This window comes from Cohnella sp. GCM10027633, from assembly GCF_042675445.1.
GTDB lineage: Bacteria > Bacillota > Bacilli > Paenibacillales > Paenibacillaceae > Cohnella.
In genome coordinates, this window is sequence record NZ_JBHTGV010000002.1 from 882,318 (window position 1) to 906,819 (window position 24,502).

Below are 24,502 nucleotides of genomic sequence, written 5' to 3' on the forward strand. Positions count from 1 at the left end.
CTGGTGACAAAACCGTTAAAACTGTCAATCCCCTTCATTGTTGCGGACCCTCGCCGAACTTACAATGAATGACATAGGGCAAGGCAAAGAGACGAGGTGGGGAAAGTCGAACCGAAGCGAAAGAAGAAACGCTCCTTCGCGAGCAGGGTGAAGAAGGAAAAGTTTCTGCTGCTCATGCTCCTTCCGGGAGCGCTGTACTTGCTGATCAACAACTACTTGCCGATGTTCGGCACGATCGTCGCCTTCAAGGACATGAACTACGCGGACGGCATTCTGGGCAGTCCCTGGGCCGGATTCGCCAACTTCGAGTTCCTGTTCCGGACGGAAGACGCCTGGATCATCACCCGCAACACGATCGCGTACAACCTGGTATTCATCGTCTCCAATCTCTTGTTCGGCGTATCGGCGGCCATCTTGCTGAACGAGATTCGCGTCCGGCTGCTGGCGCGGTTCTACCAGAGCGTCATGTTCCTGCCGTACTTCCTGTCGGCCGTCGTCGTCGGCTACTTGGGTTTCTCGATGCTGAGCCAAGAATACGGCTTCATCAACAAGACGGTGCTCGAGCCGCTGGGGTTCAGGCAGATCGCGTGGTACAGCGAACCCGAATGGTGGCCGTACATTCTGCCGATCGTTCACCTGTGGAAGACGCTCGGCTACGTCAGCATCATCTATCTCGCGGCGATCATCGCCATCGACGGAGAATATTACGAGGCGGCCCTGATCGACGGCGCATCGAAATGGAAGCAGATCGTCCATATCACGCTTCCGCAGCTTAAGCCGATGATGATCATCCTGACGCTGCTGTCCGTCGGCCACATCCTGAACGCGGACTTCGGCCTCTTCTATCAAGTGCCGCTCGACGCGGGGGCGCTGTACTCGACGACGAACGTCATCGACACGTACGTGTACCGGGCGCTGCTGCACATGGGCAACATCGGGATGTCTTCCGCGGCCGGGTTATACCAGGCGTTCGTCGGCTTCCTCGTGGTGCTGGCTTCGAATTGGATCGTTCGTCAAATCAACAAAGAGCACGCGCTCTTCTAAGACGCGAGAGAGGTGAACGAGCTATGACTTCCTTATCGACAGATGCGCCTCCCTCGGTCGTCCATCCGCCCGGCAAGCGCAAATACCGTCATCCGAACGACGTGAAGCCGGCCGCGCACTTCGCGATCAACGCCGTGTTCATCGGCTACGGCCTGCTCTGCCTGCTGCCGATCCTGCTCGTGCTGGCTGTATCCTTCTCCGACGAACGGTCGGTCGCGCTGCACGGCTACAGCCTGTTTCCCGAGAAGCTGAGCTGGGACGCGTACGCGTATCTCTGGTCGGACCGGGGGCAAATCGTGCGAAGCTACGGCATCTCGATCGTCGCCACGATAGCCGGCAGCGCCGTCGGACTCTTGATGACCGCGCTGTTCGCTTATCCGCTAGCCCGCGGGGACTTCAGCTTCCGGACGTTTTTCTCCTTCTATATTTTCTTCACGATGATCTTCAACGGAGGTCTCGTGCCTTGGTACTTGGTCTATACGAATTACATCGACGTGAAGGACACGCTGCTCGCCTTGATCGTGCCCGGACTGCTGCTCAACGGCTTCTCGGTCATCATGGTCAGAACGTTCTTCCAGACGACGATCCACCCGTCCTTGATCGAGTCGGCCAGCATCGACGGCGCGGGGGAAATGCGCATCTTCTTCCGGATCGTGCTTCCGCTGTCGATGCCCGTCATGGCGACGATCGGGCTGTTCTATACGCTGGGTTACTGGAACAACTGGTTCAATAGCATGGTGTTCATCAACGACGAGAAGCTGATCAACCTGCAATACTTGATGTACAAGGCGATGGTCAACATCCAGGTGCTCTTCGCGAACGCGCAGAACGGTTCGAGCTCCGGGGTGACGGATCTCGCGAGCCAGCCGAACGAGACGGTACGGATGGCGATGTGCATCGTCGGCATGGGCCCGATCGTGCTCGCCTACCCGTTCTTCCAGCAATACTTCGTCAAAGGGCTGACGATCGGGGCAATCAAGGGCTAATACCGGCTATAGCCGGATAGCATAGACGTTCTCATTCGATTAAGGGAGGATTATTCCAATGACAGGGTCGCGCAAATTATTATCTCTCGCTTGCATGCTCATGCTGGCGGCAATCGTCGCGCTGAGCGGATGTTCGAGCAACGGCAACAACAACGACGGGGCATCGCCGTCGACGTCTCCGAGCGGAGAGGCAAGCGGGGAGAGCTCGCCTTCGCCGGAGCCGTCCAAGGCCCCGGAGCTTCCGCCTTACAAGATTACGATGTTCGTGCCGGGAGCGGGCGCTCCCCAGGACATTAAGCTGGTCAACGAAGCGATCAGCGCGCATCTGAAGGATAAGCTCAACTTGTCGTTCGAGCTGACGGTCATCGAGTGGGCGAGCTGGCAGGAGAAGATGAACCTGAAGTTCGCGTCTTCCGAAGCGTTCGACCTCATCTGGACGGTCGCATGGGACGGCTTCACGACGAAGATCAAGCAGAAGGCGATTATCGATATGACCGATCTGATCGACCAGTTCGCCCCGGACGCGAAGCAGATCATTAATCCGGCGCTGCTCGAGGGCGCCAAGTACAACGGAAGAAACTATTCGCTGCCGGTCAACAAGGAGATGGCGAGCCAGAGGGGCATCCTGCTTCGCAAAGACCTCGTCGAGAAGCATGGCATCGACATCGCCGCGATCAAGACGTTCGAGGATTTGGAGCCGATCTACGAGAAGATCAAGGCGGCCGAGCCCGGCGTTACGCCGCTCTACATCGACAAAGGCTCCAACTTGCCGAACATGGCCAGCGTAGGAGACTTCGACACGGTCGGCGGCGGCAAGGACGGCATCGTTCGCGGCACGTCCGATTACAAGGTCGTGAGCATGGTCCAATCCCCGCAATACCGCAAATGGATCGATCTGGCGCGCAAATGGTACTTAGCAGGCTACGTCAACAAAGACGCGGCGACGACGCAGGATATGGGCGGCGCGCTGAAGGCAGGCAAAGCGTTCTCGGTGTTCGATTACCTGAAGCCGGGCAAGGATGCCGAGGTCAGCACGGCGACGGGCTTCGATTGGGTCCAGGTGCCGCTGACGAAGCCGATCATCGCGACCGGCGACACGACGGGCTCGATGATGTCGATCTCGCGTACGTCCAAGGATCCGGAACGCGTCATGCAGTTCCTGAACCTGCTCTATACGGACAAGGAGCTCGTCAATCTGCTCGCGTTCGGCATCGAAGGCAAGCACTACGCGAAGGTAGCCGGCAAGGACAACGTCATCGACTTCCCGGAAGGCGTAACCGCTCAGTCTTCGGGTTACAACTTGAATTCGGCGTATATGTTCGGCAACCAATTCCTCGACTATCTCTGGGCGAACGAGGATCCGAAGAAGTGGGATAACTTCAAGACGTTCAACGACTCCGCGGAGAGCTCGCTCGTGCTCGGCTTCAACTTCGACCCCGAGGCGGTCAAGAACGAATCGGCGGCGCTCGCCAACGTGGCGAAGGAATACGACCCGGGACTCGTTACCGGCACGCTCGATCCGGAAGAGATCATGCCCAAGTACATCGATAAGCTGCGGGCTTCCGGAAGCGAGAAAGTCATCGCCGAGAAGCAGAAGCAGCTGGACGCGTGGCGCGCGGCCAAATAAGAGGAGTTCGTAGGCAGGCACATAAAAAAATCAGCCCCGCGAGACCGTATTCGGTCTCCGGGGCTGATCGTCATTCGCCGATCTTGTCGGCGATGTATTCGCGAAGCTGAATGCGCTGATACAGCGGCAAGCCCGCGAGCAGGCATCCGTACTGGAACTGGCCGTTCTTGCGCTCGATCCGGATGACCTTCCCCGTCATCGGAGGCAGTTCGGCCGCTCCTTGCAGGTGGATGACGACGAACATGTCCTGTTCGAGCGGGAACGTCGAGCCGATCGACACGCCGTCCTCGGAGACGTCGAGCAGCGTGCCTTCCACCGACTGGCCGCTGAAGCCGCCGGCATCCTGCCACTGGTAGATCGACATCATGACCGGGATGCTCAGCGGCAAGCGCGTCTTCTTGCGGCGATCCGAGGCGCTTGCGCCGTCCGAATCCGTATTCGCGTCGGCCGCGTTCGCGGGCGCTTCGACCGGATTGTCGGCGATGAACTTGCCGATCCAGCCCTCGTAGACTTGCGACAGCGCGGCGAGATCGTAGTCGCCGAGGCCGGCCGCGTTGCCGACTTGGAACAGGCTCTTCGCCGCTTCGAGCATCGGCGTCGATACGCCCATGCCGTCCGTCAGCACGGAAGAGAGGCGCAAGTCTTTCAGCATGAGGGCGAGCGAGAATTGGACGCTGAAGTCGCGGTCGATGATTTTGCGGCCCTTCAAGTCCGCTTGCTTGCTTGCCGCGCCGCCGGACTGGACGATGCTCAGGAACGCGGAAGCGTCGATGCCGGCTTTGGCCGCGATCGCCATACCCTCGATGAGGCCGGCGGCGTTAATGCCGACGATCGTGTTGTGCGCGAGCTTCGCGTTCGAGCCGCTGCCGCTCGGGCCGACGTAGACGACGGCCCGTCCCATCGTCAGCAGCAGCTCGCGGTTCGCTTCGACGACTTGCGGGTCGCCGCCCGCCATGAACAGCAGCGTCCCGTCGATCGCCGCGGGCTTGCTGCCCGTGACCGGCGAATCGATGAAGTCGCTGAACTTGGCGCTTACGCTCGCGGCCAGCTTCCGGGACAAGTCCGGGGAGATCGTGCTGCTGTCGATGACGACCGTGCCCGGCTTCAGCGCCTCGACGACGCCGTCCGCGCCGTAATAGATTTCTTGGATCGCGGCATCGTTGCTGACCATCGTGATGACGACGTCCGCGGAACGGACCGCTTCCGCCGGAGACGCGGCGACATCGGCGCCGAGCTTCACGAGCTGCTCGTCCTTGCCGGCGGAACGATTATAGACGGTAACCGAGTAGCCCTTGCGCAATAAGTTGGCGGCCATGGGCTCTCCCATGACGCCAAGACCGATAAATCCGATTGTCTTCATCCGATCGTCTCCTTGTTAGGTCGAATCTCGCGTATGGATTCATTATAGCCGACTTTGACGGCCGATGCCTATCGGAGGCTTGTCCGTTATAAGAAACGTTTATGACATACAATATAATTATTTATGACGTAATTATTGTGGATTGACTTGTGCCTTCAACCTTTTTTAAGTATTCTATATCTAATGTTCTAAGACCGATCGAGGTCGCGAAAGGGAGAGGCATATCGTGAGCAAAAGCGTGAAGTTCGACTATTCGAAAGCACTTCAGTTCGTAGCGCAGCACGAGATCGACAATCTGGCGCCGGCAGTGAAGTTGGCGCACGAGCAATTACATAACGGTACGGGCGCGGGCTCGGACTATCTCGGCTGGATCAACCTGCCGTTCGACTACGATAAAGAAGAATTCGCCCGCATCAAGAAGTCCGCGGCCAAGATTCAATCCGATTCCGATGCGCTCGTCGTTATCGGCATCGGCGGCTCCTACTTGGGAGCTCGCGCGGCGATCGAGATGCTCCAGCACTCTTTCTACAATACGCTGTCCAAGGATCAGCGGAAGACGCCGCAAATTTTCTTCGCCGGCAACAATATCAGCTCGACGTACGTGACGCACCTGCTGCAGGCGCTCGAAGGCAAGAACTGGTCCATCAACGTCATCTCCAAGTCCGGCACGACGACCGAGCCGGCGATCGCGTTCCGGATTTTCCGCGAAGCGCTCGAGAAACAATACGGCAAAGAAGAAGCCCGCAAACGCATCTACGCGACGACCGACAAGGCTCGCGGCGCGCTTAAAGTGCTCGCGACCGAGGAAGGCTACGAGTCGTTCGTCATTCCGGACGACGTCGGCGGCCGCTACTCCGTGCTGACCGCGGTAGGCTTGCTGCCGATCGCGTCCGCCGGCATCGACATCGAAGCGATGATGAAGGGCGCGCAAGACGCGGCGACCGAGCTTAACAACCCGAACCTGAGCGAGAACGGCGCTTACCAATACGCGGCCGTGCGCAACTCGCTGTACCGGAAAGGCAAAGCGGTCGAAATCCTCGTCAACTACGAGCCGAACCTCCACTTCGTCTCCGAATGGTGGAAGCAGCTGTACGGCGAGAGCGAAGGCAAAGACTACAAGGGCATCTATCCGGCGTCGGTCGACTTCTCCACGGACCTTCACTCGATGGGCCAGTTCATCCAAGACGGCAATCGGATCATCTTCGAGACGGTGCTGCAAGTCGGACAAGTCGCGGATCACATTACGATCGAGCGCAACGACGACGATCTGGACGGCCTGAACTTCCTGGCCGGCAAGACGCTCGACTTCGTCAACAAGAAAGCGTTCGAGGGCACGCTGCTCGCGCATACGGACGGCCAAGTGCCGAACCTGATCGTGAACTTGCCGGACATGTCCCCGTATACGTTCGGCTACATGGTGTACTTCTTCGAGATCGCGTGCGGCGTGAGCGGGTACCTGCTCGGCGTTAACCCGTTCGACCAAGAAGGCGTCGAAGCTTACAAGAAGAACATGTTCGCGCTGCTCGGCAAACCGGGCTTCGAAGAGCAGAAGAAAGCGCTGGAAGCGCGTCTGTAAGCCCAGTCGGACGTTGACGTCCGTGTGATAGAATAGGGTCAAGCTGCCTGAATAAGGGGGCTTGACCCTTTTGCTTGGCATGAAGGAGGGCACCGATGATCGACATCCATACGCACGTTCTTCCCGGTATCGACGACGGCTCGGATAGTTGGGATACGACGTTGAAGCTGGTCCGCGCGGCCGCGGCGGAAGGCATTACGACGTTGATCGCCACGCCGCATCATGCCGACGGGCGTTATGCGAACGAAGCCGCCGCGGTCGAGGAGCTAACGCGCATCGCGAACGAACGATTGGCGGAAGAAGGCATTCCCGTACTTCTATTGCCGGGCCAGGAAATTCGCGTGCACGACGGTTTGCTGGACGCGTGGCAACGAGGGGAATTGCTCTCGCTGGCGGGTTCCCGGTACGTCTTGCTGGAGATGCCGTCTTCGCGGATTCCGATTCGGATGGAAGAATGGATCTATGAACTCGGTTTACTGGGCATAACCGCCGTCATCGCGCACCCGGAACGCAACGCGGAAGTGGCGAAGACTCCGGATAGCCTGTCGAGGCTCGTGAATGCCGGCGCTAGCGTCCAAGTCACGACCCATTCCTTGTTGGGAGGCTTCGGCAAGTCCATCGAGAGAACGTCTTGGTCGTTGTGCGAGGCGGGTCTCGTTCATGCGATATCGTCGGATGCCCATCATCCTGAGCATAGAGGGTTCCGGCTGAGAGAGGCTTACGAGGCGATTCGCCTTCGAATGGGCGAGACTTGGTCGGATTATTACGCGGGGAATGCGTCTAACATCGCGAATGATCGCGCTCTTGCGGAGCAACCGCCGATCCCGTCCCGCACGAAGGCGTCCCTGTCCCGGTTCTTGTCTTATTTTAACCGCCGATAAGGGGGTTCGGGAGCGGGACTCCTGATTCCAATGGCCGATGCGGACTAGTCCCCGCGGCAGTGGCGACTCGATTTCGCGTCGTCTTCGCGGAGTATGGGAAAGGGAGAAACGGACGATCTGCATTTAAAATGGGAATATTATGAATTTGTATAACGGATTAGGGGAAAACGAGAGGTCATGAATCTTCCTTTCGTCTTCAATGAAGCGTTTACAATTCGAAGGAAGCGATCGCGCGTTGGCGTCCTTGACTCTCCCGGAAAGGGAGAATGGTCATGCATCCCGGAAGCACTGGCCTATAGTCCTTGTTTTAAGCTTCCCGTCGTCCGATGGACGGGAGGCTTTTTTACGGTTTACAACTAGCAAAAAATAGTAGAATCCTGTGCCGTTATTCGCTTCCCCGGCTGTCGAGCCTTCGCGGGCGGGGAAGTCTAAAGTCCGATCGGCCAACCCGGATATTGAAACGCTTTCAACGCGAATGGCGGACGGGAAGGAGACGGAAAACGCCGCGAAGGCGATTGAAACGAGCGATGAAAATGAGCAGGAATGTCTAATGTCGTCCATGCCTTTATTCCCTCATGATTTCCAATTAACTGTGTCATACTGAATGCAAAACCGTATCCTTCCATGTATTAAAACTTCCTCAGGAAGGTTGTAATTCGACTCCGGATGTTACAAGCTTATTTTTGTCGAAGCGTTGCTCGATAAAGGAGGCGTGCAAAGATGAATCGCGATTCGTGCTGCGAGAAGAAGATTCTTCGCTTCAAGAAATTCCTGAGAAAGCTGTCGGAAGATCCGTCGTTGTTAAGCCGGGAGGACGAAGGGGAAGCGAGATCGCTTGCCGAGTACTTCGCCTACTCCGGTTATTTTCCCCGCAACGAGCCGGTGGATCTTTCGTTGCTCGTATCGTCGCTGCTGAAAAGGAGCGGGCACGGCGCTGATTCCGAAAAGATGATGGAGTTCGTCATGAACGGCGGCACCATCGATGCGTTCATGAACGTGGCGTGGACGGAATAACTCCGTCTGTTATTTTTTCATCGAAAAGGTCGCGAAATGAATATGTATTACCTCAATTAATTCGTAACGACTAAGATTTGCCCCTCATGCCCTTTGTCTATTTTCAATAGTTAAGTTGTGCTCAAAAGTTCGCGTTTCGAATAATAAGTAACAATAATACGTCATAACGAAGAATGGAGATGATGTTTTGGAGCTTAAAAACTATTGGATCATCATCCGAAGAAGGCTGCTCATGATCGTATTGCTCATTATCGCAAGCTGTTTGGCGATGGGCATGTACTCGTATTCCTTCGTCACGCCACAATACGCGGCATCGGCCAAGCTGATCGTGAACCAGTACAAAGACAGCAGCTCGCTGCTGACGAGCATCGACGTCGGCTCCATCAACTCCACGATCGGCCTCATCAAGACCTACAAAGAAATTATCAGAACGCCTCGCATCATGAAGAAAGTCGCGGAAGAATACCCCGAGCTCGGCATGTCCTACGGAGAGTTGATCTCGAAAGTGAGCGTGAGCTCGGTGAACGAGACGCAGGTCATGTCCGTGTCCGTCAGGGACGATTCTTACGGGAAAGCGGCCAAGGCCGCGAACGCCGTGGCGGTCGTCTTTCAGAAAATGATCCCGACGCTGATGAAGGTGGACAACGTATCGATCCTGAATTTCGCCGATCCGCAAGAATCGCACGGTCCCGTCGCTCCCAATCCGAAGCTGAACATCGCCGTCGCGTTCATGCTGGCGCTCATGCTCGGCATCGGCATCGCGTTCTTGCTCGATTACTTGGACGACACGATCAAGACGGAGGAAGATATCCAGACGCTGCTCGGGGTGCCGGTATTGACGACGATTCCGCGGTTCAAGGAACGCGATGCCATCGACAAGGGCAACCCGCAGCTCGGAAACAAAGCAAGGAGGGAAAATCATGTCTCGCCAGGCGTCTAATTGGAGCCTCATTACGGAGACGAACCCGAAGTCCCCGATCTCCGAAAGCTATCGGATGCTCCGCACGAATATCGAATTCTCGGCGATCGACCAATCGATGCAGATCATTATGGTGACTTCCTCGAAGCCTAGCGAAGGAAAAAGCACGACGAGCGCCAACATCGCCGTCGCGTTCGCCCAATCGAACAAAAAGGTGCTGCTGATCGACGCGGACATGCGCAAGCCGATGCAGCATCGCATGTTCGGCAAATCCAACCGGATCGGACTCACGACCGCGTTGTTCCAACAGAAGGAGCTTGGCGACGTCGTTCAGATGACGAACACCGACAACTTGTGGTTCATGTCCGCCGGCCCGACGCCGCCCAATCCTTCGGAACTGCTGTCGTCGAACCGGATGGCCGCGTTGCTGGAAGCAGCCAAAAGGACGTACGACGTCATTATCGTCGACACGCCTCCGATCCTGTTCGTCACCGACGCTCAGATCGTCGCCGCCCAAAGCGACGGCGTCGTGCTCGTCGTCGACTCGGGCAGGGTGAAGAAAGAAATCGCGGCTAAAGCAAAGGCTTCCTTGGACCACGTAAAAGCGAAGGTCATCGGCGTCGTGCTCAACAACGTCGACCGCGAACGCTCCGATTCCTATTACTACTATTACGGCGAGAAGAGCGAAGCGTAATCTCGCTCAAGGCAGACGCTAGGCAAGCTCATATCGAACGGTTAGGTAATGTCTCCTGCACCTCTATCACCGGAGGCACTCGGTCATGCTGTGGGTCGATCGACCTTAGACGTTAATCGTCAAAGGCGTGACGAGAGGAAGGGTTAGATGCCCTAAGGTAATATTGATTGGAAGTAAAACCGAAACACTCAGAAACAAAAAATACGCAAAGATAGGGTGAAACCAAAATGCCAAAAGTGAGAAAAGCGATCATCCCCGCGGCGGGACTCGGTACCCGGTTCTTGCCCGCGACGAAAGCGATGCCCAAGGAAATGCTCCCCATTCTCGACAAGCCGACGATTCAGTACATCGTGGAAGAAGCGATCGAATCCGGCGTCGAAGACATTATCGTCGTCACCGGCAAAGGCAAACGGGCGATCGAAGATCATTTCGATATCGCGTTCGAGCTCGAACACATTTTGGAGGCCAAGGGGAAGCTCGACATCCTGGAGAAGGTCAGGAAATCGTCGAACGTCAATCTTCATTACATCCGGCAAAAAGAAGCGAAGGGCCTGGGCCACGCCGTCTGGTGCGCGCGCAATTTCATCGGGGACGAGCCGTTCGCGGTGCTCCTCGGGGACGATATCGTCGAGGCGGACGTTCCTTGCACGAAGCAACTGATCGATCAATACGAGCGGACGGGACGCTCCGTCATCGGCGTTCAGACGGTGTGCGTCGATCAGACGGACCGTTACGGCATCGTCGATCCCGGCGATCAGATCGGCAACCTGTACGAGGTGAACCGGTTCGTCGAGAAGCCACCGAAAGGGTTCGCGCCTTCCAATCTGGCCATCATGGGCAGATACGTGCTGACGCCGGATATTTTCGAATATTTAGGTCGTCATGAACGGGGAGCGGGCGGGGAAATTCAACTGACCGACGCGATCCAGAAGCTGAACGAAGCGGTCGGCGTGTACGCTTACGATTTCAAGGGCGTCCGTTACGACGTCGGAGAGAAACTCGGTTTCATCATGACGACGATCGATTTCGCGTTGCGAAACAACGAACTGAGACATCAGCTGATGTCCGAACTGGGGGAGATCATGGAGCGCGAGTTAGCCAAACAACTTATATCCGGAAGGAGTGACTAATGATGACTCCACGATATCGGGATGAAGCCGTGTTGAACGCCCCGGACTATTACGTCCGCGCGGAATCGGAGAGAACGGGAAGCAAGCGGCTAACGCTGCACGGGGTGCTTAAGCGCTCGGTAGACATCGTAGGTTCGCTGTTCGGCCTGCTTGCGCTCAGTCCGCTGTTCGTCGTCGTTGCTATCGCGATTAAGTGGGAGGAGCCGAAGGGCTCCGTTTTTTTCAGCCAGACGAGAATCGGCAAAGACGAAAAGCCGTTCCGCATCTATAAATTCCGTTCGATGTGCGTAGACGCCGAAGCCAAGCTCAAGGACGTCATGGATCGGAACTTCATCAGCGGCGCCATGTTCAAGATCAAGGACGATCCCCGCATCACGAGGATCGGGAAGTTCATTCGCAAGACCAGCATCGACGAGCTGCCGCAATTCCTGAACGTATTGAAGGGCGACATGTCCCTGGTCGGCCCGAGGCCTTCGTCTCCGATGGAAGTGTCGCAGTACACGAGCTACGACAAGCAGCGGTTATCCGTCACGCCGGGATGCACGGGGCTCTGGCAAGTGAGCGGCAGGAATAATATCGGCTTCGAAGAGATGGTGGAATTAGACCTCTCCTATATCCGGAAGAAGTCGATCTGGTTCGATATCGGCATTATGCTGCGTACTGTCGTTACCGTCTTGACCTCCAGAGGCGCATCCTAATCGAGCGAAGGGAGGGCGAGGCCATGGCTAGAATTTTGCACTTATCCGAATATACGAAAGGCGGCGTCGGAACCCACCTGAGAGAAGTGCTCGGGTATCAATCGGATCGCCACGACGTTTACTTGCTCGTATCGGCGTTCAATTCAGACCCGAGTTCGCTGCGTATTAGCCCGGACAGGGTTCTCACGTATCCGTATAAGAGGAACCCGGCCTACTTCCTCCGGGCGATGCGGTCGATCCGGAAGACGGTGGACGCCGTCGACCCGGACATCGTTCACGTTCACGGCACGTTCGCGGGATTGTTCCTGCGGACGTTGTTCCTGTTCAAGCGGCGGCGCCCGCTCGTCGTGTACTGCGCGCACGGATGGTCGTTCCTCATGGACGCCGTTCCATGGAAAAGAAAGCTGTACGCATGGGCGGAGAAGACCATGTCGCTTCGGACGGACGCCATCATCCATATTTCGCACCATGAATACGAGATGGCGATGCGGTACGGATTGCCGGAAGGGAAATCGACGGTCGTTTATAACGGCGTCTCGGACGCGAAGCCGTCGGAGTGGCCGGACGGCGCAACGCCGTTCGACGGGCCGCAAGACGGCATCAACCTGTTGTTCGTCGGACGGTTCGATCGGCAGAAGGGCTTCGACCTGCTGCTCGACGTGTTCAATGAACACCGGTTCGATAACGTGCGCCTTTTCTTAGCCGGAGAATCCGTGCTCCGGCAGCGGGATTACGCCTACCCGGACAACGCGGTGAAGCTCGGATGGGTGAGCAACGCGGACATCGACCGTTACATGAGCGCGTGCGACGCCGTCGTCGTGCCTTCCCGCTGGGAAGGCTTCGGCATCGTCGCGATCGAGGCGCTGCGCAACAAGAAGCCGGTCATCGCGAGCAACCGCGGCGCGTTGCCGGAGATCGTCCGGCACGGGGAGAACGGCTACGTCTTCGACTTCGACAACAAAGAAGAGTTGGCCGACATCGTGAGGAGGCTAGACAAAGCCACGCTGGCGCGGATGGGGGAAGCGGGAGGCCGGATCTTCGACGCGAAGTTCCGATCGGACAGAATGAACAAGCAGATCGAGCGGTTGTACGAATCGGTCGCGGGGCGCTTCGCCGGCGTCGTCCCCGCGAAAGCGACGAACGATGGCTAGAGCATTGCCCTTGTATCTCGTCCTGCTGCTCGTTCTGACCGTCTATCAGGACTTCCCCCTCGTGAACGTCATCGGCGAGATCGGCAGATCCCCCGTCATCCTGCTCTTCCCGTTGTTCGTACTCTGCGAAGTCGCGATGCTGGCCAAGCACAAGAGAGTCGTGCTGGGCACGAAGCTGCAGCGATACATGCTCGCCATCATCCTGTACTTGAGTTTCGTCAGCGTGGCCTACGTGCTCTATCAATTCGTGCAAGGGAGCTACGGCTTCGGATCGGAGAACCTGCTCGGCAAGTCTTTCAAAGTCCTGATCTATTTCATACTGATTCTGCTCTACATTCGGCATATGCAGCTCGTCTTCTCCAAGATTAGGAGCCCGAAGGCGCTCTACGGCTGCTTCTTCGCGGTCGTGACGTTGCTCGCCGCCATCATGGCGCTGGAGCTCGCGAGCATTCCCAACGCGCTCTCATCGCTGCACGCGGGTAACCATCCGTATTGGCGGGTGCGCTTGCTCACGTCCGAGAGCAGCACGACGGGATCGATCATCGTCGTCTACGCGTCGATTCTCGTTTATTTGTCCCGTTATCTAAGCGGGTTCGCCAAGACGCTGTCCATCGCGTACGCGGCGGGATTTTTCCTGTTCTACGTCTTCGTGACCGGCTCGAAAGGGTTCCTGATCGTCCTGCTGCTGACGCTCGTCGTCACGATGGTCAAGTTCCTCGATTTCCGGAAGAAGCGGAACTTCGTGCTCGTCGTGGCGGTCGCGGGGGCGATGTACTTGTTCGTCGCGTATTTCTCGGCGGGGCTGGTCAGCTCGTTCAGCAACGACATCGAGAATTACACGTCGTCCTACACGAGGATGGGAACGATTCTGATCGCGCTCGCGACGGTGCTTCACAATCCGTTCGGCGTGGGGACAGGAGCGTATTTGCTCTACTTCGACCGATACGTGAACGACGCGATCGGCGTCATGTCCCATTTCTATTACAACGTATTCGGCATCAGCCAGATCAACGCCGGGGAGCTGCTGACGTATTCGAATTCGGACGAGAATCTCGGCGTCAAGTCGGGCTTCTTCCAGTGGGTCATGTTCGGAGGCGTGTTCTCGGTCGGCTTCTTCTACCTGGTGGCCCGCGACTTGATCATCAAGGCGAAGATCAGCTCGATCCTGTTCCTGGCGCTCGTCTTTATCTTGTTCTCCCTGCTCTTCGTGGCGCTCGAGATCAAATACGAGGTGTGGCTGCTGTTCGCCTTCATCAGCTTCTACGTCGGGCGCGACGATACGAAAGAATCCCAGGCGAGGAAGGCGGCGTTCCATGAAAATACTCATCGCGTGTAGCGATTTCCCGTATCCCGCCAACCATGGCGCGAGAGTCGATACGTGGGGAAGGATTATGGCGTTGTCGGAGCTCGGGTGGACGATCGGACTCGTCGTCTGCGGCAAGGAGAAGCCTTCCGAAGCCGATCTGCGGCATGTCGGGCGATATGTCGACGAAATCAAGCTATGCCCGAGAAGCAGCAGTCTCTCCGATCTATTGCACGCCATACCGATGCAAGCGAGCTCAAGGCTCGGGTTGAGGCATGCGGATATCGAGGGGGATTACGATTACGTGCTCCTCGAGGGAGATTACGTGTACCCGATCCTGGATCATCCGAAGATCAGGCAAGGCCGCGCGATTCTGCGGGTGCACAACGACGAGGCGGCCTATTTCAAAGCGCTCGCCAGAAGCACCCGGAACGTGCTTCATAAGCTGTATTACCGGATGGAGAGCCGGAAGTTCGAGAGGCTGCGGCGAATGATGCGCAGGAAGATCGACAAGTATCTGTTCATCTCCAGCAAAGAGTTCGAGAGCTTCCGCAGCAAGGACGCTTCGGCGCACAGCTTGTTCCTGCCTCCTCCGGTCACGATGGGCAAGTTCGGCACGAACGCTTTCGAGAGCAAGAGAGTGGTGTTCATCGGCTCTCTATTCATGCCGAACAACCGGGAAGCGATCGAATGGTATCTCGCCCGCGTGCATCCGGAGATGCTCGGCGAGCCGGGCTACGAGTTCGTCGTGGCCGGCAACAGCAAGCGGACGAGCTTAAGCTGGCTCGAGCCGTACGATCTGACGAACGTCGTCGTAATCGATTCGCCCGAGAGCTTGGACGACATCTACGAGAGCGGCTATTTGTTCGTCAATCCGATGCAGAACGGCGCCGGAGTCAAGCTGAAGACGATCGAGGCGATCCAGAACGGCTTGCCCGTCTTGTCGACGTCCATCGGTTGCGAGGGAACGGGGCTTGCCCGGGACGAGCATATCGCCTTGGCCGATACGCCGGAGGAATTCCGGCGCGAGATCAAGCGGCTGCTCCGCGATCCGAAGGCGGCGAGAGCGCTGCTGGAGCAATCCCAGCGTTATTTGCGCGAGCATTACAACCACAAGGAAGCGTTACGCGGGTTTATCGCGTCGATCGATCCCGATTATCCGATGAAGCAGGTGATGTGAATGGCAGAAGGAAGAACGAACGTCTTGTTCGTGACCCATGCGGATAAGAAGGGAGGGGCCGAACAGAGCCTCATCCATCTGATCAATTACTTGGATACGACGAGATACCGGATTTACTTGCTGTGCCCGGAGGACGCGGCCTACTTGCCGGAGATTCGGACGGTTTACGAGCATTTCCCGCTGCGGCTGAACAGCATCAAGGAACGGTTCGGCTTAGGTTATTGGGATACGGTGCTCCGGATCCGGGCGTTCGTGAAGAGCAAGCGCATCGACATCGTCCATGCCAACGGCTGGCGCGCCCCGTGGTACGTGGCGCCGCTGAAGTACCTGTCGAAGGCGAAGCGGGTGTGGCACCATAGGGACCATACGCATCTTCGGATGTTCAATGACGTGCTGCCCCGCTTCTTCGACCGGGTCATCTGCATCTCGGGCTTCGTGGCCGATTCGATCAAGGGAGAGAACAAGACGATCATCTACAACGGCGTAGATCCCGATTCGGCGACGGCGCCGAAGAAGAGAATGTTCATGGAGGACGACACCCTCGTCATCGGTACGTTCGGAAGAATCGTCGAATGGAAAAGATACGATCTCGTCATCGAAGCCGTCAAGAAGATGGCGGACGCCAAGAAGTACAATTGGCAGCTGTTGATCGTGGGAGACGCTTCCGTCGACGGGTCGGACCGGTACTACGACGACCTGATCCGGAAAGTCTCGGAATACGGACTGGAGGAGAACGTCGTCTTCTACGGATACAGCGGCAAGCCGATCGACGTTATGCAGTCGTGCGACGTCACGATCAACTTCTCGCTGAACGAACCGTTCGGCAGGGTCATCATCGAATCGCTGCTTGCCCAGACGCCGGTCATCGTATCGGATTCCGGCGGCGCGCCGGAAATCGTACGGGAGACGAGAGGAGGTCTTATCGTGAAGGACGGGGACGTCGGCGAACTCTACGAGGCGATCCGCCGCATTTACGAGAGGGCGGAGAACGTCGAGGAATTGGCGATGCACGGATACGGCGGCGTCATGAAGGACTTCAACATGCGGGCGATCGCGCGGAAGGTCGAGACGACTTACGGACTGCTGACTTCTCCAGGCGCCGCGGCGGGAATGGCGGGAGCGCGATGAGCGTCGCCTATGGCCGGTTCACCTTCGGCAAGCTGATCGCCGTGCTCAAGGGCGCCGCGATTCTGGCGATCAAAGCCGATTCCGCCGGAAGGCTCGGCCGGATCTCGGGCACGCTCAAGGTCAAGAACAAGGGCGAGCTCGTCGTCGGGCGCAACGTGAGCTTCTACGCGAGACAGATTCCTTCGTCCATCTCGGTGGCCAAGGGTGCGAGTCTGCGGATCGGCGACAACGCGTTCTTCAATTACGGCCTCGACATCGGATGCACGAAGTCGATCCGTATCGGCGAAGACACGATCATCGGGCCGCTGGTGAACATTATCGATACGAATTTTCATCCCGTCGATTCGGGCGATCGCTCGGCCGGCATGGGAGTCGTCATCGGGAGCAACGTCTGGATCGGAAGGGCGGCGATCATCCTTCCGGGCGTCACGATCGGCGACAATGCCGTCGTCGCGGCGGGCAGCGTCGTGACGAAGGACATTCCGCCGGGCACGCTTGCCGGCGGCGCTCCCGCGAAAGTCATCCGGGAATTGAACGTGCCCGACGGTTGGATCCGCAGAACGAAATGAGCATAAGGCCGAGGGCCGGGGAGGAGGCCGCGATGAAAGTATGGATGTGGCCGAAGTCGAGCGAACTGAATTTCTATAGCGATTTGTTATCCGATTCGCTCGGCGAGGCGGGTGTCCGGATAGAGGACCTGAAGCACGGCAAGCTCATGCTGAAGATCGGGCGTGCCCGACGCGGCGACGTCGTCCACGTTCATTGGGTGCACCATGCGTACCAGCACCGGATGGCCGCCGTCATGCTGGCAAGAGCCGCGATATTCCTGCTGACGCTGTTATACTTGCGGCTCTTCGGCATTCAGACGGTATGGACGATTCATAATCTGTATCCGCACCAAGTCAAGCATCCGCGACTGGAGCGTCTGGTCCGGACGATGATCTGCCGCTCTTGCGCCAAGCTCGTCGTCGCGTCCGAGTCGATCAAGCGCAAGGCGGCCGGCGAATTCGGGATCCCGGACCGCAAGCTGTTTGTCGTCAAGCACGGGCATTACGTCGGCGTGTACAAGTCCAGAGGCAAGGATGTCCGTAAGGCTTACGGCATCGGCGAACAAGCGGACGTCGTCTTGTTCCTCGGGGCGATCAAGGCGTACAAGGGCGTCGAGGATCTCGTCGCCTCCTTCCATGAAGTCAAGACGAGGGATACGCATTTGATCGTGGCGGGCCAAGCGGACGAGCGGATGACGGCTTATCTGCGGAGCTTGCCCGACATGGAAAATATCGTCCTGGACCTTCGCTTCGTTCCTAACGAGGAAGTGGCGGACTTGGTTAGGGCGGCGGACGTCATGGCGCTTCCCTACAAGGAGATCACGACGTCGGGTTCCGCCATTCTCGGACTTTCGTTCCGCAAGCTCGTCGTCATGCCGGACAACGAGTTCATCGACGAATATTTCAAGGACGGCATGGTCGCGCGTTACGATCCGAACGAACGGGACGGATTGACGAACGCGCTGAAGACGGCCTTTAACGCCAAAGGCGGACGGACGAAGCCGAAATACGACGAGGCGCTCGGCGAGCTGGATTGGAGCGCGATCGCCGAGCGGATGAAGAACGTCTATCAAGGAGGGTGACGGACGATGAAGGTAACGGTTGCGATCTGTACCCATAACCGCGCCAAGGATACGGGAGAAGCGGTCTTAAGCGTGCTTCGGCAGGATTTCGACAAGAAAGACATGGAGATCGTCGTCGTCGATAACCGATCCTCGGACGATACCGCGAGCGTCGTGGAAGGGTTGCGCCGGGTGCACGGCGATCGCGTCCGGTACGCGTACGAGGAGAAGCTGGGCTTGTCCGTCGCCCGCAACCGGGCGATCCGCGAAGCGAGAGGCGAATACGTTCTGTTCTTGGACGACGACGCGATCGCTTCCAGCAGGTGGGTCAGGCATATCGTCGACGTGTTCGAGAGGGACGCGGCGATCGGCTGCGTCGGAGGGAAGATCGATCCGATCTGGGAAGCGGGAGAGCCGGACTGGATTCCGGACGAATATCGCGCCGTGTTCACGATTCTCGATTATACGGAGGGCGTGAAGGAAATGCCCGCGCCGGCGATTCCTTACGGGGCGAACGTGGCGTTCCGCCGAAGCGTGTTCGACGAGTTCGCGCCTTTCCGCGAAGATCTCGGCAGAATCGGAAGCAATCTGTTGTCCAGCGAAGAGAGCGAGCTGATCGGCAGAATCCGCAGCGCGCATAAGGTGTACTATTCCTCGTACGCGCTCGTCTGGCACAAGATTCCGAAGGAGCGGACGACCAAGGCCTGGTTCAGGAAACGAATCTTCTGGCAAGGCGTCAGCGACGCGGTCCGGATGCAGGACAAGGGGGCGATTCCCGTGGCCAAGCATACGATCCGCATGCTGCAAGCGGCCGCGATGTCGCCGTTCGTGATCTTTCGCTCGAAGAGTTTCTTCCGGCAAGTGTTCAAAGCGGTTTACCGGAACGGCTCGCTTGTAGGTACTCTTCGATATAGCGGCAGGAGTTGATAACGAAAAATGACGCAATTGGCGGCGATACGACGGGCTTGGAGAGGCAACGGCCTCGGAGGCACGATCTTCCGGACGAGCGCGACCAACTTCCTCGTCATGGCCGTCGTCACGCTCACGTCGATCGTGACGGCCCGCATGTACGGCGTCGAGGGCAAAGGAGAGCTGTCGGCCATCGTCTTCTGGCCGACGTTGCTGGCCGGATTGGTCGGTTTCGGCTTGCCGACCTCGTTGATCTACAACTTGAAGCGATCGGACGGAGACGAAGGCGCGTTCGTCCGCGCGAGCTTCCTGTTCCAGGCGCCCGTCAGCGCGATCGCGGGCACGGTCGCTTGGTTCGGCCTGCCCCATTGGCTGGACGGCTATCCGGCGCACGTCGTGTCGATCGCGCAATGGTACGCCGCGTCGATGGTGCCGGTGTTGCTCGCGATTAATCTTGTCTCCGCGCTCGCCCAGAGCAAGGGCAAGTTCGCGGTGTACAACGGCGTCCGCTTGTTCGTGCCGCTGTGCAACCTGGCGGGATTATTCGGCCTCTGGGCCGTAGGGAACCTGAGCCTCGGTTATTCCGCGCTCGCGTTCCTGGCGACGAGCGTGCTCGTCGTCGCGTGGGCGACGTTCTCGCTGGCCGAAGATATCCGCTTCGGCCGCTTCAAGGGCATGCAAGATTGGAAGGCCGCACGGCCGCTGTTCGCTTACGGGAGCAAGGTATTCGGCGTCGAGCTGCTCGGCGCGCTGTACTCGCAATTCGATAAGCTCGTCATCGTATCGATGCTGACCGCGAGAGACTTGGGACTGTATACCGTCGTATTCGCCCTTTCCCGCGTGTATAACGTCGTGCAGACGGCGATCGCGAACGTCGTGTTTCCGAAGGTGGCGGGCATGGCGCAAGAGCGGATCCTCGCGACGGCGGGGAGGGCGTTCCGATTGTCGCTCTTGCTCATGACGGCCGTCGTCGTGCCGACGATGTTCGTCGGACGGTTCCTGATGGGCGTGCTGTTCGGCGCGCCGTTCCTCGAAGCGAGCACCGCCTTTTACTTGCTGTGCTTCGAATGCATCATCGGCGGCGGTTCATGGATATTGGCCACGTCGTTCAACGCGATGGGGCGTCCGGGACTCGTGCTGCTCCGGCAGACGATCGCCCTATCGATCACGGTTGCCCTTGCGGTCTGGCTTACCCCGGCTTACGGACTGAACGGGATCGCGGTCGCTCTGCTGATCGGGGCCGTCATTCGGCTGGCGTTGACGCTGGCGTCGATGAAGATCGTCTTCCGCGTGCCGCTTAGGGGCATGTTGTTCGACCGGAACGACTATCGTTATTTGGCCGGGCGTTTGAAGGAGTATAAAAGAAGCAAAGGAGCAAGCGACCATGCCGACGAAGGCTAACGGCGCCGGAGACCGTTCCGTTCATCCGATGGATCTGTTGAAGGAACGGCTTCTGCGCATTCTCGAGTCCATTCCGCCGGGATCTAACATTCTGTATCTCGATTACCCGGTGTACAACAACGGCGGGGACCTGCTGATCATGAAAGGCGCGGAAGCGTTCTTCCGGGCCAATGGGATCCGCGTTCGCGGCAGGTATAGCGTCCTGGATTACCCCGACGGGCTGCGCGTTCCGGCCGATCGGATCATCGTCCTTCAGGGGGGCGGCAATTTCGGGGACTTGTACCCGACGCATCAGCGATTCCGCGAGAAGATCGTCGCCGCTTATCCGAATAACCGGATCGTCATCTTGCCGCAGACGATTCATTATAAGGACGAGTCGGCTTTCGACCTTGCGGCGGAAGTGTTCAACCGTCATCCGGACGTCCATCTGTACGTCAGGGATCCCCAGTCTTTCGAGACGGCGAGCCGTAAATTCCATCGTTGCCGGGTCGCTCTCTCCCCCGACATGGCGCATCAGCTATGGCCGATCGAGCCGCCGGGCCGCCCGGGGAAGGAACTGCTCTGCTTCTTCCGTACGGACATCGAGAAGACGGGTTACCAAGACCGGCTCGAGCGGGAGACGGGCGATTATATGGATTGGGGATCGCTGTACAACAAAGTCGAGAGGAAGTCGATCAGCGTGATCGGCCGCATGCTGAAGCAACGCGGAGGAGCGCCGCTGATGCAAGCGGTCTGGGGCAAGTACAGCGACTATCTCGTCGGCAAAGCGATTCGCACGTTCGGCGGCTACCGGCACGTACGGACGTCAAGGCTGCACGGGCATATTCTGTCCTGCCTGATGGACAAGCCCAACGTGCTGCTCGATAACTCCTACGGCAAGAACTCGAACTATTACAAGACGTGGACGCAAGCAATCGCATCCGCTCGAATGGGGGAATCGCAATGAAAATCGTGCTATTGTCCGGCGGCTCGGGCAAACGCCTATGGCCGCTGTCCAACGAGTCGCGTTCCAAGCAGTTCCTGAAAGTGCTCGCGAACGATCGCGGAGAGCCCGAGTCGATGGTGCAGCGCGTATGGCGTCAGCTGGCTTCCGCCGGATTGGCCGAAGACGCCTATATCGCGACGGGCAAATCCCAGGTCGAGATGATCCGCAGTCAGCTCGGGTTCGAGGTCGACGTCATCGTCGAACCGGAGCGCAAGGACACGTTCCCCGCCATCGCGCTCGCCGCGACCTACCTGTATTCGATACAAGGCGTAAGCCTGAACGAGACGGTCGTCGTCATGCCGGTCGATCCTTACGTGGAGGAATCGTTCTTCCATCGGACCAGGGAGCTCGAGCGAGCGTTGGCGGAATCGGGCGCGAACTTGGCGCTCATGGGCGTAAAGCCGACCTATCCTTCCGAGAAATACGGCTACATCGTGCCGGGCGACGATCCTGCCGCCGGCCGGTCCTACTTGAACGTCAGCAGCTTTAAGGAGAAACCCCGCGAGGAAGAAGCGGCTGCCTTGATCGACGGAGGCGCGCTTTGGAACTGCGGGGTTTTCGCGTTCAAACTCGATTTCCTCATCAACATTCTGATCGCTTACGATCTGCCGATCCATTACGAAGAGATGGCGAAGCGTTACCGCAAATTGCCGGCCATCAGCTTCGATTACGAGATCGTCGAGCGGTCGAACCGGGTGGCGGCGATTCCGTACGACGGCGAATGGAAGGATCTCGGCACCTGGAACACGCTGACGGAGGAGATCGGATCGCCCGTCATCGGCAAGGCGCTGCTCGCGGGCGATACGGCGAACACCCACGTCATTAACGAGCTGGACATTCCGATCACGCTGCTGAACTTGCCGAACGTCGTCGTCGCGGCGAGCCCCGACGGCATTCTCGTGTCGGACAAGTCGGCCAGTCCGATGATCAAGGACGTGATGAAGCATTCCGATCAGCGTCCGATGTACGAGGAACGGCGATGGGGACGGTACCGCGTTCTCGACTACTACAAGTATCCGGACGGCAAAGAAGTGTTGACCAAACGCATCTGCGTCGCGTCCGGAAGCAACTTGAGCTACCAGTATCACCAGCTTCGGGACGAGGTGTGGACGGTCGTGTCCGGCCGGGGGACGATGGCGCTGAACGGTCGCCGCTTCCCGGTCGAATCGGGAGACGTCCTCGTCATCGCCAAGGAAAGCAGGCATAGCCTGCTCGCGGAGACGGAGATGGACATCATCGAGGTGCAGACGGGCTCGGCGTTGATCGAGGAGGACATCGTCCGGCTTGCTTACGATTGGAACGAGATCATGGACATTTGCAACGCATAATCGGGACAAGGGAGTGGCGGGAATGAACATTACGGTTATCGGAACGGGGTACGTCGGACTCGTGTCGGGCGTCTGCTACGCGGAACTGGGCAACCGGGTCGTCTGCGTGGACAAGGATCGGAGCAAGATCGACACCTTGAACGCCGGGGGCATTCCGATCTACGAGCCGGGCTTGAAGGAGTTGGCATCGGCGAACCGCGCGGCGGGCAGACTCTCGTTCACGACGGACTTGGCGGAAGCCGTGCGAAGCTCGGAATTGATCATTCTCGCGGTCGGGACGCCGCCGCTGCCGAGCGGGGAGGCGAATCTCGACTACATCGACCAAGCGGCGATCGAGACCGCCGACGCGATGAACGGCTACAAGATCGTCGCCGTGAAGAGCACCGTGCCGGTCGGCACGAACGAACGGCTCGGGAAGCTGATCCGGGCGCGGACGAGCAAGCGCTTCGACAGCATCTCGTTGCCGGAATTCCTTCGGGAAGGTTCGGCGATCCAAGACACGCTGCACCCGGACCGCATCGTGATCGGCGCCGATTCCCCGAGCGCCGCGGCGACGATGGCGCTTCTGCACCGGCCGCTGACGGAGCATATCGTCGTCACCGACATTCGCAGCGCGGAGATGATCAAGTACGCGTCGAACGCGTTCCTCGCGACGAAGATCTCCTTCATCAACGAGATCGCCAACATCTGCGAGAAGGTCGGCGCGGACGTGACCCAGGTGGCGGAAGGGATGGGCTACGACAACAGAATCGGCTCGTCGTTCCTCAAAGCCGGCATCGGTTACGGCGGCTCTTGCTTCCCCAAGGATACGAGGGCGCTCATCCAGATCGCGGGCAACGTGGATTACGAATTCAAGCTGCTGCGCTCGGTCGTCGAGGTGAACCGGGATCAACGCTTCAACGTCATCCGCAAGCTGGAGACGATCTTCGGCGGCGAACTGCGCGGGAAGACGATCGCCGTCTGGGGCCTGGCGTTCAAGCCGAACACCGACGACGTGCGGGACTCCCCGGCGCTCGATATCGTTCAGCACCTGGTAGACAACGGCGTGAACGTCCGGGCTTACGATCCGATAGCGACGGCGAACTTTCGGGCACTGTTCGGCAAGTCGGACGTCGTCTGGTCGAACGGCGCCTTGGACGCCGCGCGGGGGGCGGACGCCTTATGCTTGCTGACGGAATGGGAGGAGTTCTCCCGCGTCGATCTAAGCGACCTGCAAGCGGCGCTGAGCTGCCCCATTCTGATCGACGGGCGCAACGTGTTCAAGGAGGAGCATCTTCTCGGCACCGACTTCGTGTATTACTCGGTCGGTCGTCCGAGCTTAAGCCAAGGCGTGAAGCAGCCGGTTCCGGTATTACTGTAGAGAGGAAGTTCAAAAAGTCCGATTATGATCGCGAAGCGCAGCAGGAAGATTATTCGGCATCGAATCTTGAATTCAGCCGGGACTTCCGGTGCTCACGTAGGTTTTGCCTACGCTCCGCTCCTCATTCCCTAGCTTCTTTCAACCTTCTCGGCGCTGATAACCGAACTTTTTGAACAATGCTTTTTGAAATGTAATGTAAACCAGAAGATCCTATCCATT

General features: G+C 58.2%; 22 protein-coding genes. 21 read left to right on the forward strand and 1 reads right to left on the reverse strand.

Annotated features, from left to right (window positions below; translation table 11 throughout):
* Positions 1-96: 96 nt before the first annotated feature.
* The 3 genes from ACFQZG_RS08195 to ACFQZG_RS08205 are packed head-to-tail and all read left to right on the forward strand — an operon-like array spanning position 97 to position 3,657.
* Positions 97-1,044 (forward strand): ABC transporter permease, encoded by a 948-nt coding sequence (locus ACFQZG_RS08195; RefSeq protein ID WP_378151238.1) that lies wholly within the window; start codon positions 97-99, stop codon positions 1,042-1,044.
* Positions 1,045-1,067: 23 nt separating this feature from the next.
* The gene (locus ACFQZG_RS08200) at positions 1,068-2,030 is read left to right on the forward strand and encodes a carbohydrate ABC transporter permease (RefSeq protein WP_378151240.1); all 963 of its coding nucleotides are present in this window, start codon (positions 1,068-1,070) and stop codon (positions 2,028-2,030) included.
* 58 nt (positions 2,031-2,088) lie between these two features.
* Complete coding sequence (locus ACFQZG_RS08205; RefSeq protein WP_378151241.1) at positions 2,089-3,657, forward strand: ABC transporter substrate-binding protein; 1,569 nt, start codon at positions 2,089-2,091, stop codon at positions 3,655-3,657.
* A 70-nt stretch (positions 3,658-3,727) separates the two neighbouring features.
* Here ACFQZG_RS08205 and ACFQZG_RS08210 read toward each other — a convergent pair whose 3' ends face one another.
* Positions 3,728-5,017: an NAD(P)-binding domain-containing protein gene (locus tag ACFQZG_RS08210; RefSeq protein ID WP_378151243.1), complete on the reverse strand. Its 1,290-nt coding sequence runs from the start codon at positions 5,015-5,017 to the stop codon at positions 3,728-3,730.
* 226 nt (positions 5,018-5,243) lie between these two features.
* On the opposite strand from ACFQZG_RS08210, the gene ACFQZG_RS08215 reads away from it, so the two are divergent.
* The 18 genes from ACFQZG_RS08215 to ACFQZG_RS08300 all read left to right on the forward strand — a co-directional run bounded on the left by ACFQZG_RS08215 (position 5,244) and on the right by ACFQZG_RS08300 (position 24,283).
* Complete coding sequence (locus ACFQZG_RS08215; protein WP_378151245.1) at positions 5,244-6,593, forward strand: glucose-6-phosphate isomerase; 1,350 nt, start codon at positions 5,244-5,246, stop codon at positions 6,591-6,593.
* Positions 6,594-6,688: 95 nt separating this feature from the next.
* Complete coding sequence (locus ACFQZG_RS08220) at positions 6,689-7,474, forward strand: tyrosine-protein phosphatase (protein ID WP_378151247.1); 786 nt, start codon at positions 6,689-6,691, stop codon at positions 7,472-7,474.
* A gap of 720 nt (positions 7,475-8,194) precedes the next feature.
* Positions 8,195-8,488, forward strand: a complete 294-nt coding sequence (locus tag ACFQZG_RS08225) for a hypothetical protein (RefSeq protein WP_378151249.1) — start codon at positions 8,195-8,197, stop codon at positions 8,486-8,488.
* Between the two features lie 187 nt (positions 8,489-8,675).
* Entirely contained in the window at positions 8,676-9,428 is a 753-nt protein-coding gene (locus ACFQZG_RS08230; RefSeq protein ID WP_378151250.1) for a YveK family protein, read from the forward strand.
* Positions 9,409-10,101 (forward strand): CpsD/CapB family tyrosine-protein kinase, encoded by a 693-nt coding sequence (locus tag ACFQZG_RS08235; protein ID WP_378151252.1) that lies wholly within the window; start codon positions 9,409-9,411, stop codon positions 10,099-10,101. Before ACFQZG_RS08230 ends, ACFQZG_RS08235 begins: the two co-directional genes overlap by 20 nt.
* A gap of 227 nt (positions 10,102-10,328) precedes the next feature.
* On the forward strand, positions 10,329-11,231 hold the full coding sequence (gene galU / locus ACFQZG_RS08240) for a UTP--glucose-1-phosphate uridylyltransferase GalU (RefSeq protein WP_378151254.1): 903 nt from the start codon (positions 10,329-10,331) through the stop codon (positions 11,229-11,231).
* Positions 11,231-11,929, forward strand: a complete 699-nt coding sequence (locus tag ACFQZG_RS08245; protein ID WP_378151256.1) for a sugar transferase — start codon at positions 11,231-11,233, stop codon at positions 11,927-11,929. Before galU ends, ACFQZG_RS08245 begins: the two co-directional genes overlap by 1 nt.
* A gap of 23 nt (positions 11,930-11,952) precedes the next feature.
* Entirely contained in the window at positions 11,953-13,080 is a 1,128-nt protein-coding gene (locus ACFQZG_RS08250; protein WP_378151258.1) for a glycosyltransferase family 4 protein, read from the forward strand.
* Positions 13,073-14,416, forward strand: a complete 1,344-nt coding sequence (locus tag ACFQZG_RS08255) for a hypothetical protein (RefSeq protein ID WP_378151260.1) — start codon at positions 13,073-13,075, stop codon at positions 14,414-14,416. Before ACFQZG_RS08250 ends, ACFQZG_RS08255 begins: the two co-directional genes overlap by 8 nt.
* Complete coding sequence (locus ACFQZG_RS08260) at positions 14,394-15,563, forward strand: glycosyltransferase (protein ID WP_378151262.1); 1,170 nt, start codon at positions 14,394-14,396, stop codon at positions 15,561-15,563. Before ACFQZG_RS08255 ends, ACFQZG_RS08260 begins: the two co-directional genes overlap by 23 nt.
* Positions 15,564-16,691, forward strand: coding sequence for a glycosyltransferase family 4 protein (locus ACFQZG_RS08265; RefSeq protein ID WP_378151264.1), 1,128 nt, complete (start codon positions 15,564-15,566; stop codon positions 16,689-16,691). It begins immediately after the preceding gene.
* The gene (locus tag ACFQZG_RS08270; RefSeq protein ID WP_378151266.1) at positions 16,688-17,260 is read left to right on the forward strand and encodes a DapH/DapD/GlmU-related protein; all 573 of its coding nucleotides are present in this window, start codon (positions 16,688-16,690) and stop codon (positions 17,258-17,260) included. The genes ACFQZG_RS08265 and ACFQZG_RS08270 overlap by 4 nt, the downstream gene beginning before the upstream one ends.
* A 32-nt stretch (positions 17,261-17,292) precedes the next feature.
* A complete protein-coding gene (locus tag ACFQZG_RS08275) occupies positions 17,293-18,321 on the forward strand; it encodes a glycosyltransferase (protein ID WP_378151268.1) in 1,029 nt (342 codons plus the stop codon).
* 6 nt (positions 18,322-18,327) lie between these two features.
* Positions 18,328-19,227: a glycosyltransferase gene (locus ACFQZG_RS08280; protein ID WP_378151270.1), complete on the forward strand. Its 900-nt coding sequence runs from the start codon at positions 18,328-18,330 to the stop codon at positions 19,225-19,227.
* 9 nt (positions 19,228-19,236) lie between these two features.
* Positions 19,237-20,610: a lipopolysaccharide biosynthesis protein gene (locus ACFQZG_RS08285; RefSeq protein WP_378151272.1), complete on the forward strand. Its 1,374-nt coding sequence runs from the start codon at positions 19,237-19,239 to the stop codon at positions 20,608-20,610.
* Positions 20,594-21,556 (forward strand): polysaccharide pyruvyl transferase family protein, encoded by a 963-nt coding sequence (locus tag ACFQZG_RS08290; RefSeq protein WP_378151274.1) that lies wholly within the window; start codon positions 20,594-20,596, stop codon positions 21,554-21,556. Before ACFQZG_RS08285 ends, ACFQZG_RS08290 begins: the two co-directional genes overlap by 17 nt.
* Entirely contained in the window at positions 21,553-22,923 is a 1,371-nt protein-coding gene (locus tag ACFQZG_RS08295) for a sugar phosphate nucleotidyltransferase (RefSeq protein WP_378151276.1), read from the forward strand. Before ACFQZG_RS08290 ends, ACFQZG_RS08295 begins: the two co-directional genes overlap by 4 nt.
* A 22-nt stretch (positions 22,924-22,945) precedes the next feature.
* Entirely contained in the window at positions 22,946-24,283 is a 1,338-nt protein-coding gene (locus tag ACFQZG_RS08300; protein WP_378151278.1) for a UDP-glucose dehydrogenase family protein, read from the forward strand.
* The last annotated feature ends 219 nt before the right edge of the window (positions 24,284-24,502 follow it).

Excerpts from the sequence above, each read along its gene's own strand:
- galU (WP_378151254.1), top strand. The coding sequence starts at position 10,329 with ATGCCAAAAGTGAGAAAAGCGATCATCCCCGCGGCGGGACTCGGTACC.
- ACFQZG_RS08290 (WP_378151274.1), top strand. The coding sequence starts at position 20,594 with ATGCCGACGAAGGCTAACGGCGCCGGAGACCGTTCCGTTCATCCGATG.
- ACFQZG_RS08295 (WP_378151276.1), top strand. The coding sequence starts at position 21,553 with ATGAAAATCGTGCTATTGTCCGGCGGCTCGGGCAAACGCCTATGGCCG.
- ACFQZG_RS08250 (WP_378151258.1), top strand. The coding sequence starts at position 11,953 with ATGGCTAGAATTTTGCACTTATCCGAATATACGAAAGGCGGCGTCGGA.
- ACFQZG_RS08210 (WP_378151243.1), bottom strand. The coding sequence starts at position 5,017 with ATGAAGACAATCGGATTTATCGGTCTTGGCGTCATGGGAGAGCCCATG.
- ACFQZG_RS08275 (WP_378151268.1), top strand. The coding sequence starts at position 17,293 with ATGAAAGTATGGATGTGGCCGAAGTCGAGCGAACTGAATTTCTATAGC.
- ACFQZG_RS08245 (WP_378151256.1), top strand. The coding sequence starts at position 11,231 with ATGATGACTCCACGATATCGGGATGAAGCCGTGTTGAACGCCCCGGAC.
- ACFQZG_RS08220 (WP_378151247.1), top strand. The coding sequence starts at position 6,689 with ATGATCGACATCCATACGCACGTTCTTCCCGGTATCGACGACGGCTCG.
- ACFQZG_RS08265 (WP_378151264.1), top strand. The coding sequence starts at position 15,564 with ATGGCAGAAGGAAGAACGAACGTCTTGTTCGTGACCCATGCGGATAAG.
- ACFQZG_RS08300 (WP_378151278.1), top strand. The coding sequence starts at position 22,946 with ATGAACATTACGGTTATCGGAACGGGGTACGTCGGACTCGTGTCGGGC.
- ACFQZG_RS08260 (WP_378151262.1), top strand. The coding sequence starts at position 14,394 with ATGAAAATACTCATCGCGTGTAGCGATTTCCCGTATCCCGCCAACCAT.
- ACFQZG_RS08225 (WP_378151249.1), top strand. The coding sequence starts at position 8,195 with ATGAATCGCGATTCGTGCTGCGAGAAGAAGATTCTTCGCTTCAAGAAA.
- ACFQZG_RS08205 (WP_378151241.1), top strand. The coding sequence starts at position 2,089 with ATGACAGGGTCGCGCAAATTATTATCTCTCGCTTGCATGCTCATGCTG.
- ACFQZG_RS08285 (WP_378151272.1), top strand. The coding sequence starts at position 19,237 with ATGACGCAATTGGCGGCGATACGACGGGCTTGGAGAGGCAACGGCCTC.
- ACFQZG_RS08280 (WP_378151270.1), top strand. The coding sequence starts at position 18,328 with ATGAAGGTAACGGTTGCGATCTGTACCCATAACCGCGCCAAGGATACG.
- ACFQZG_RS08200 (WP_378151240.1), top strand. The coding sequence starts at position 1,068 with ATGACTTCCTTATCGACAGATGCGCCTCCCTCGGTCGTCCATCCGCCC.
- ACFQZG_RS08270 (WP_378151266.1), top strand. The coding sequence starts at position 16,688 with ATGAGCGTCGCCTATGGCCGGTTCACCTTCGGCAAGCTGATCGCCGTG.
- ACFQZG_RS08255 (WP_378151260.1), top strand. The coding sequence starts at position 13,073 with ATGGCTAGAGCATTGCCCTTGTATCTCGTCCTGCTGCTCGTTCTGACC.
- ACFQZG_RS08235 (WP_378151252.1), top strand. The coding sequence starts at position 9,409 with ATGTCTCGCCAGGCGTCTAATTGGAGCCTCATTACGGAGACGAACCCG.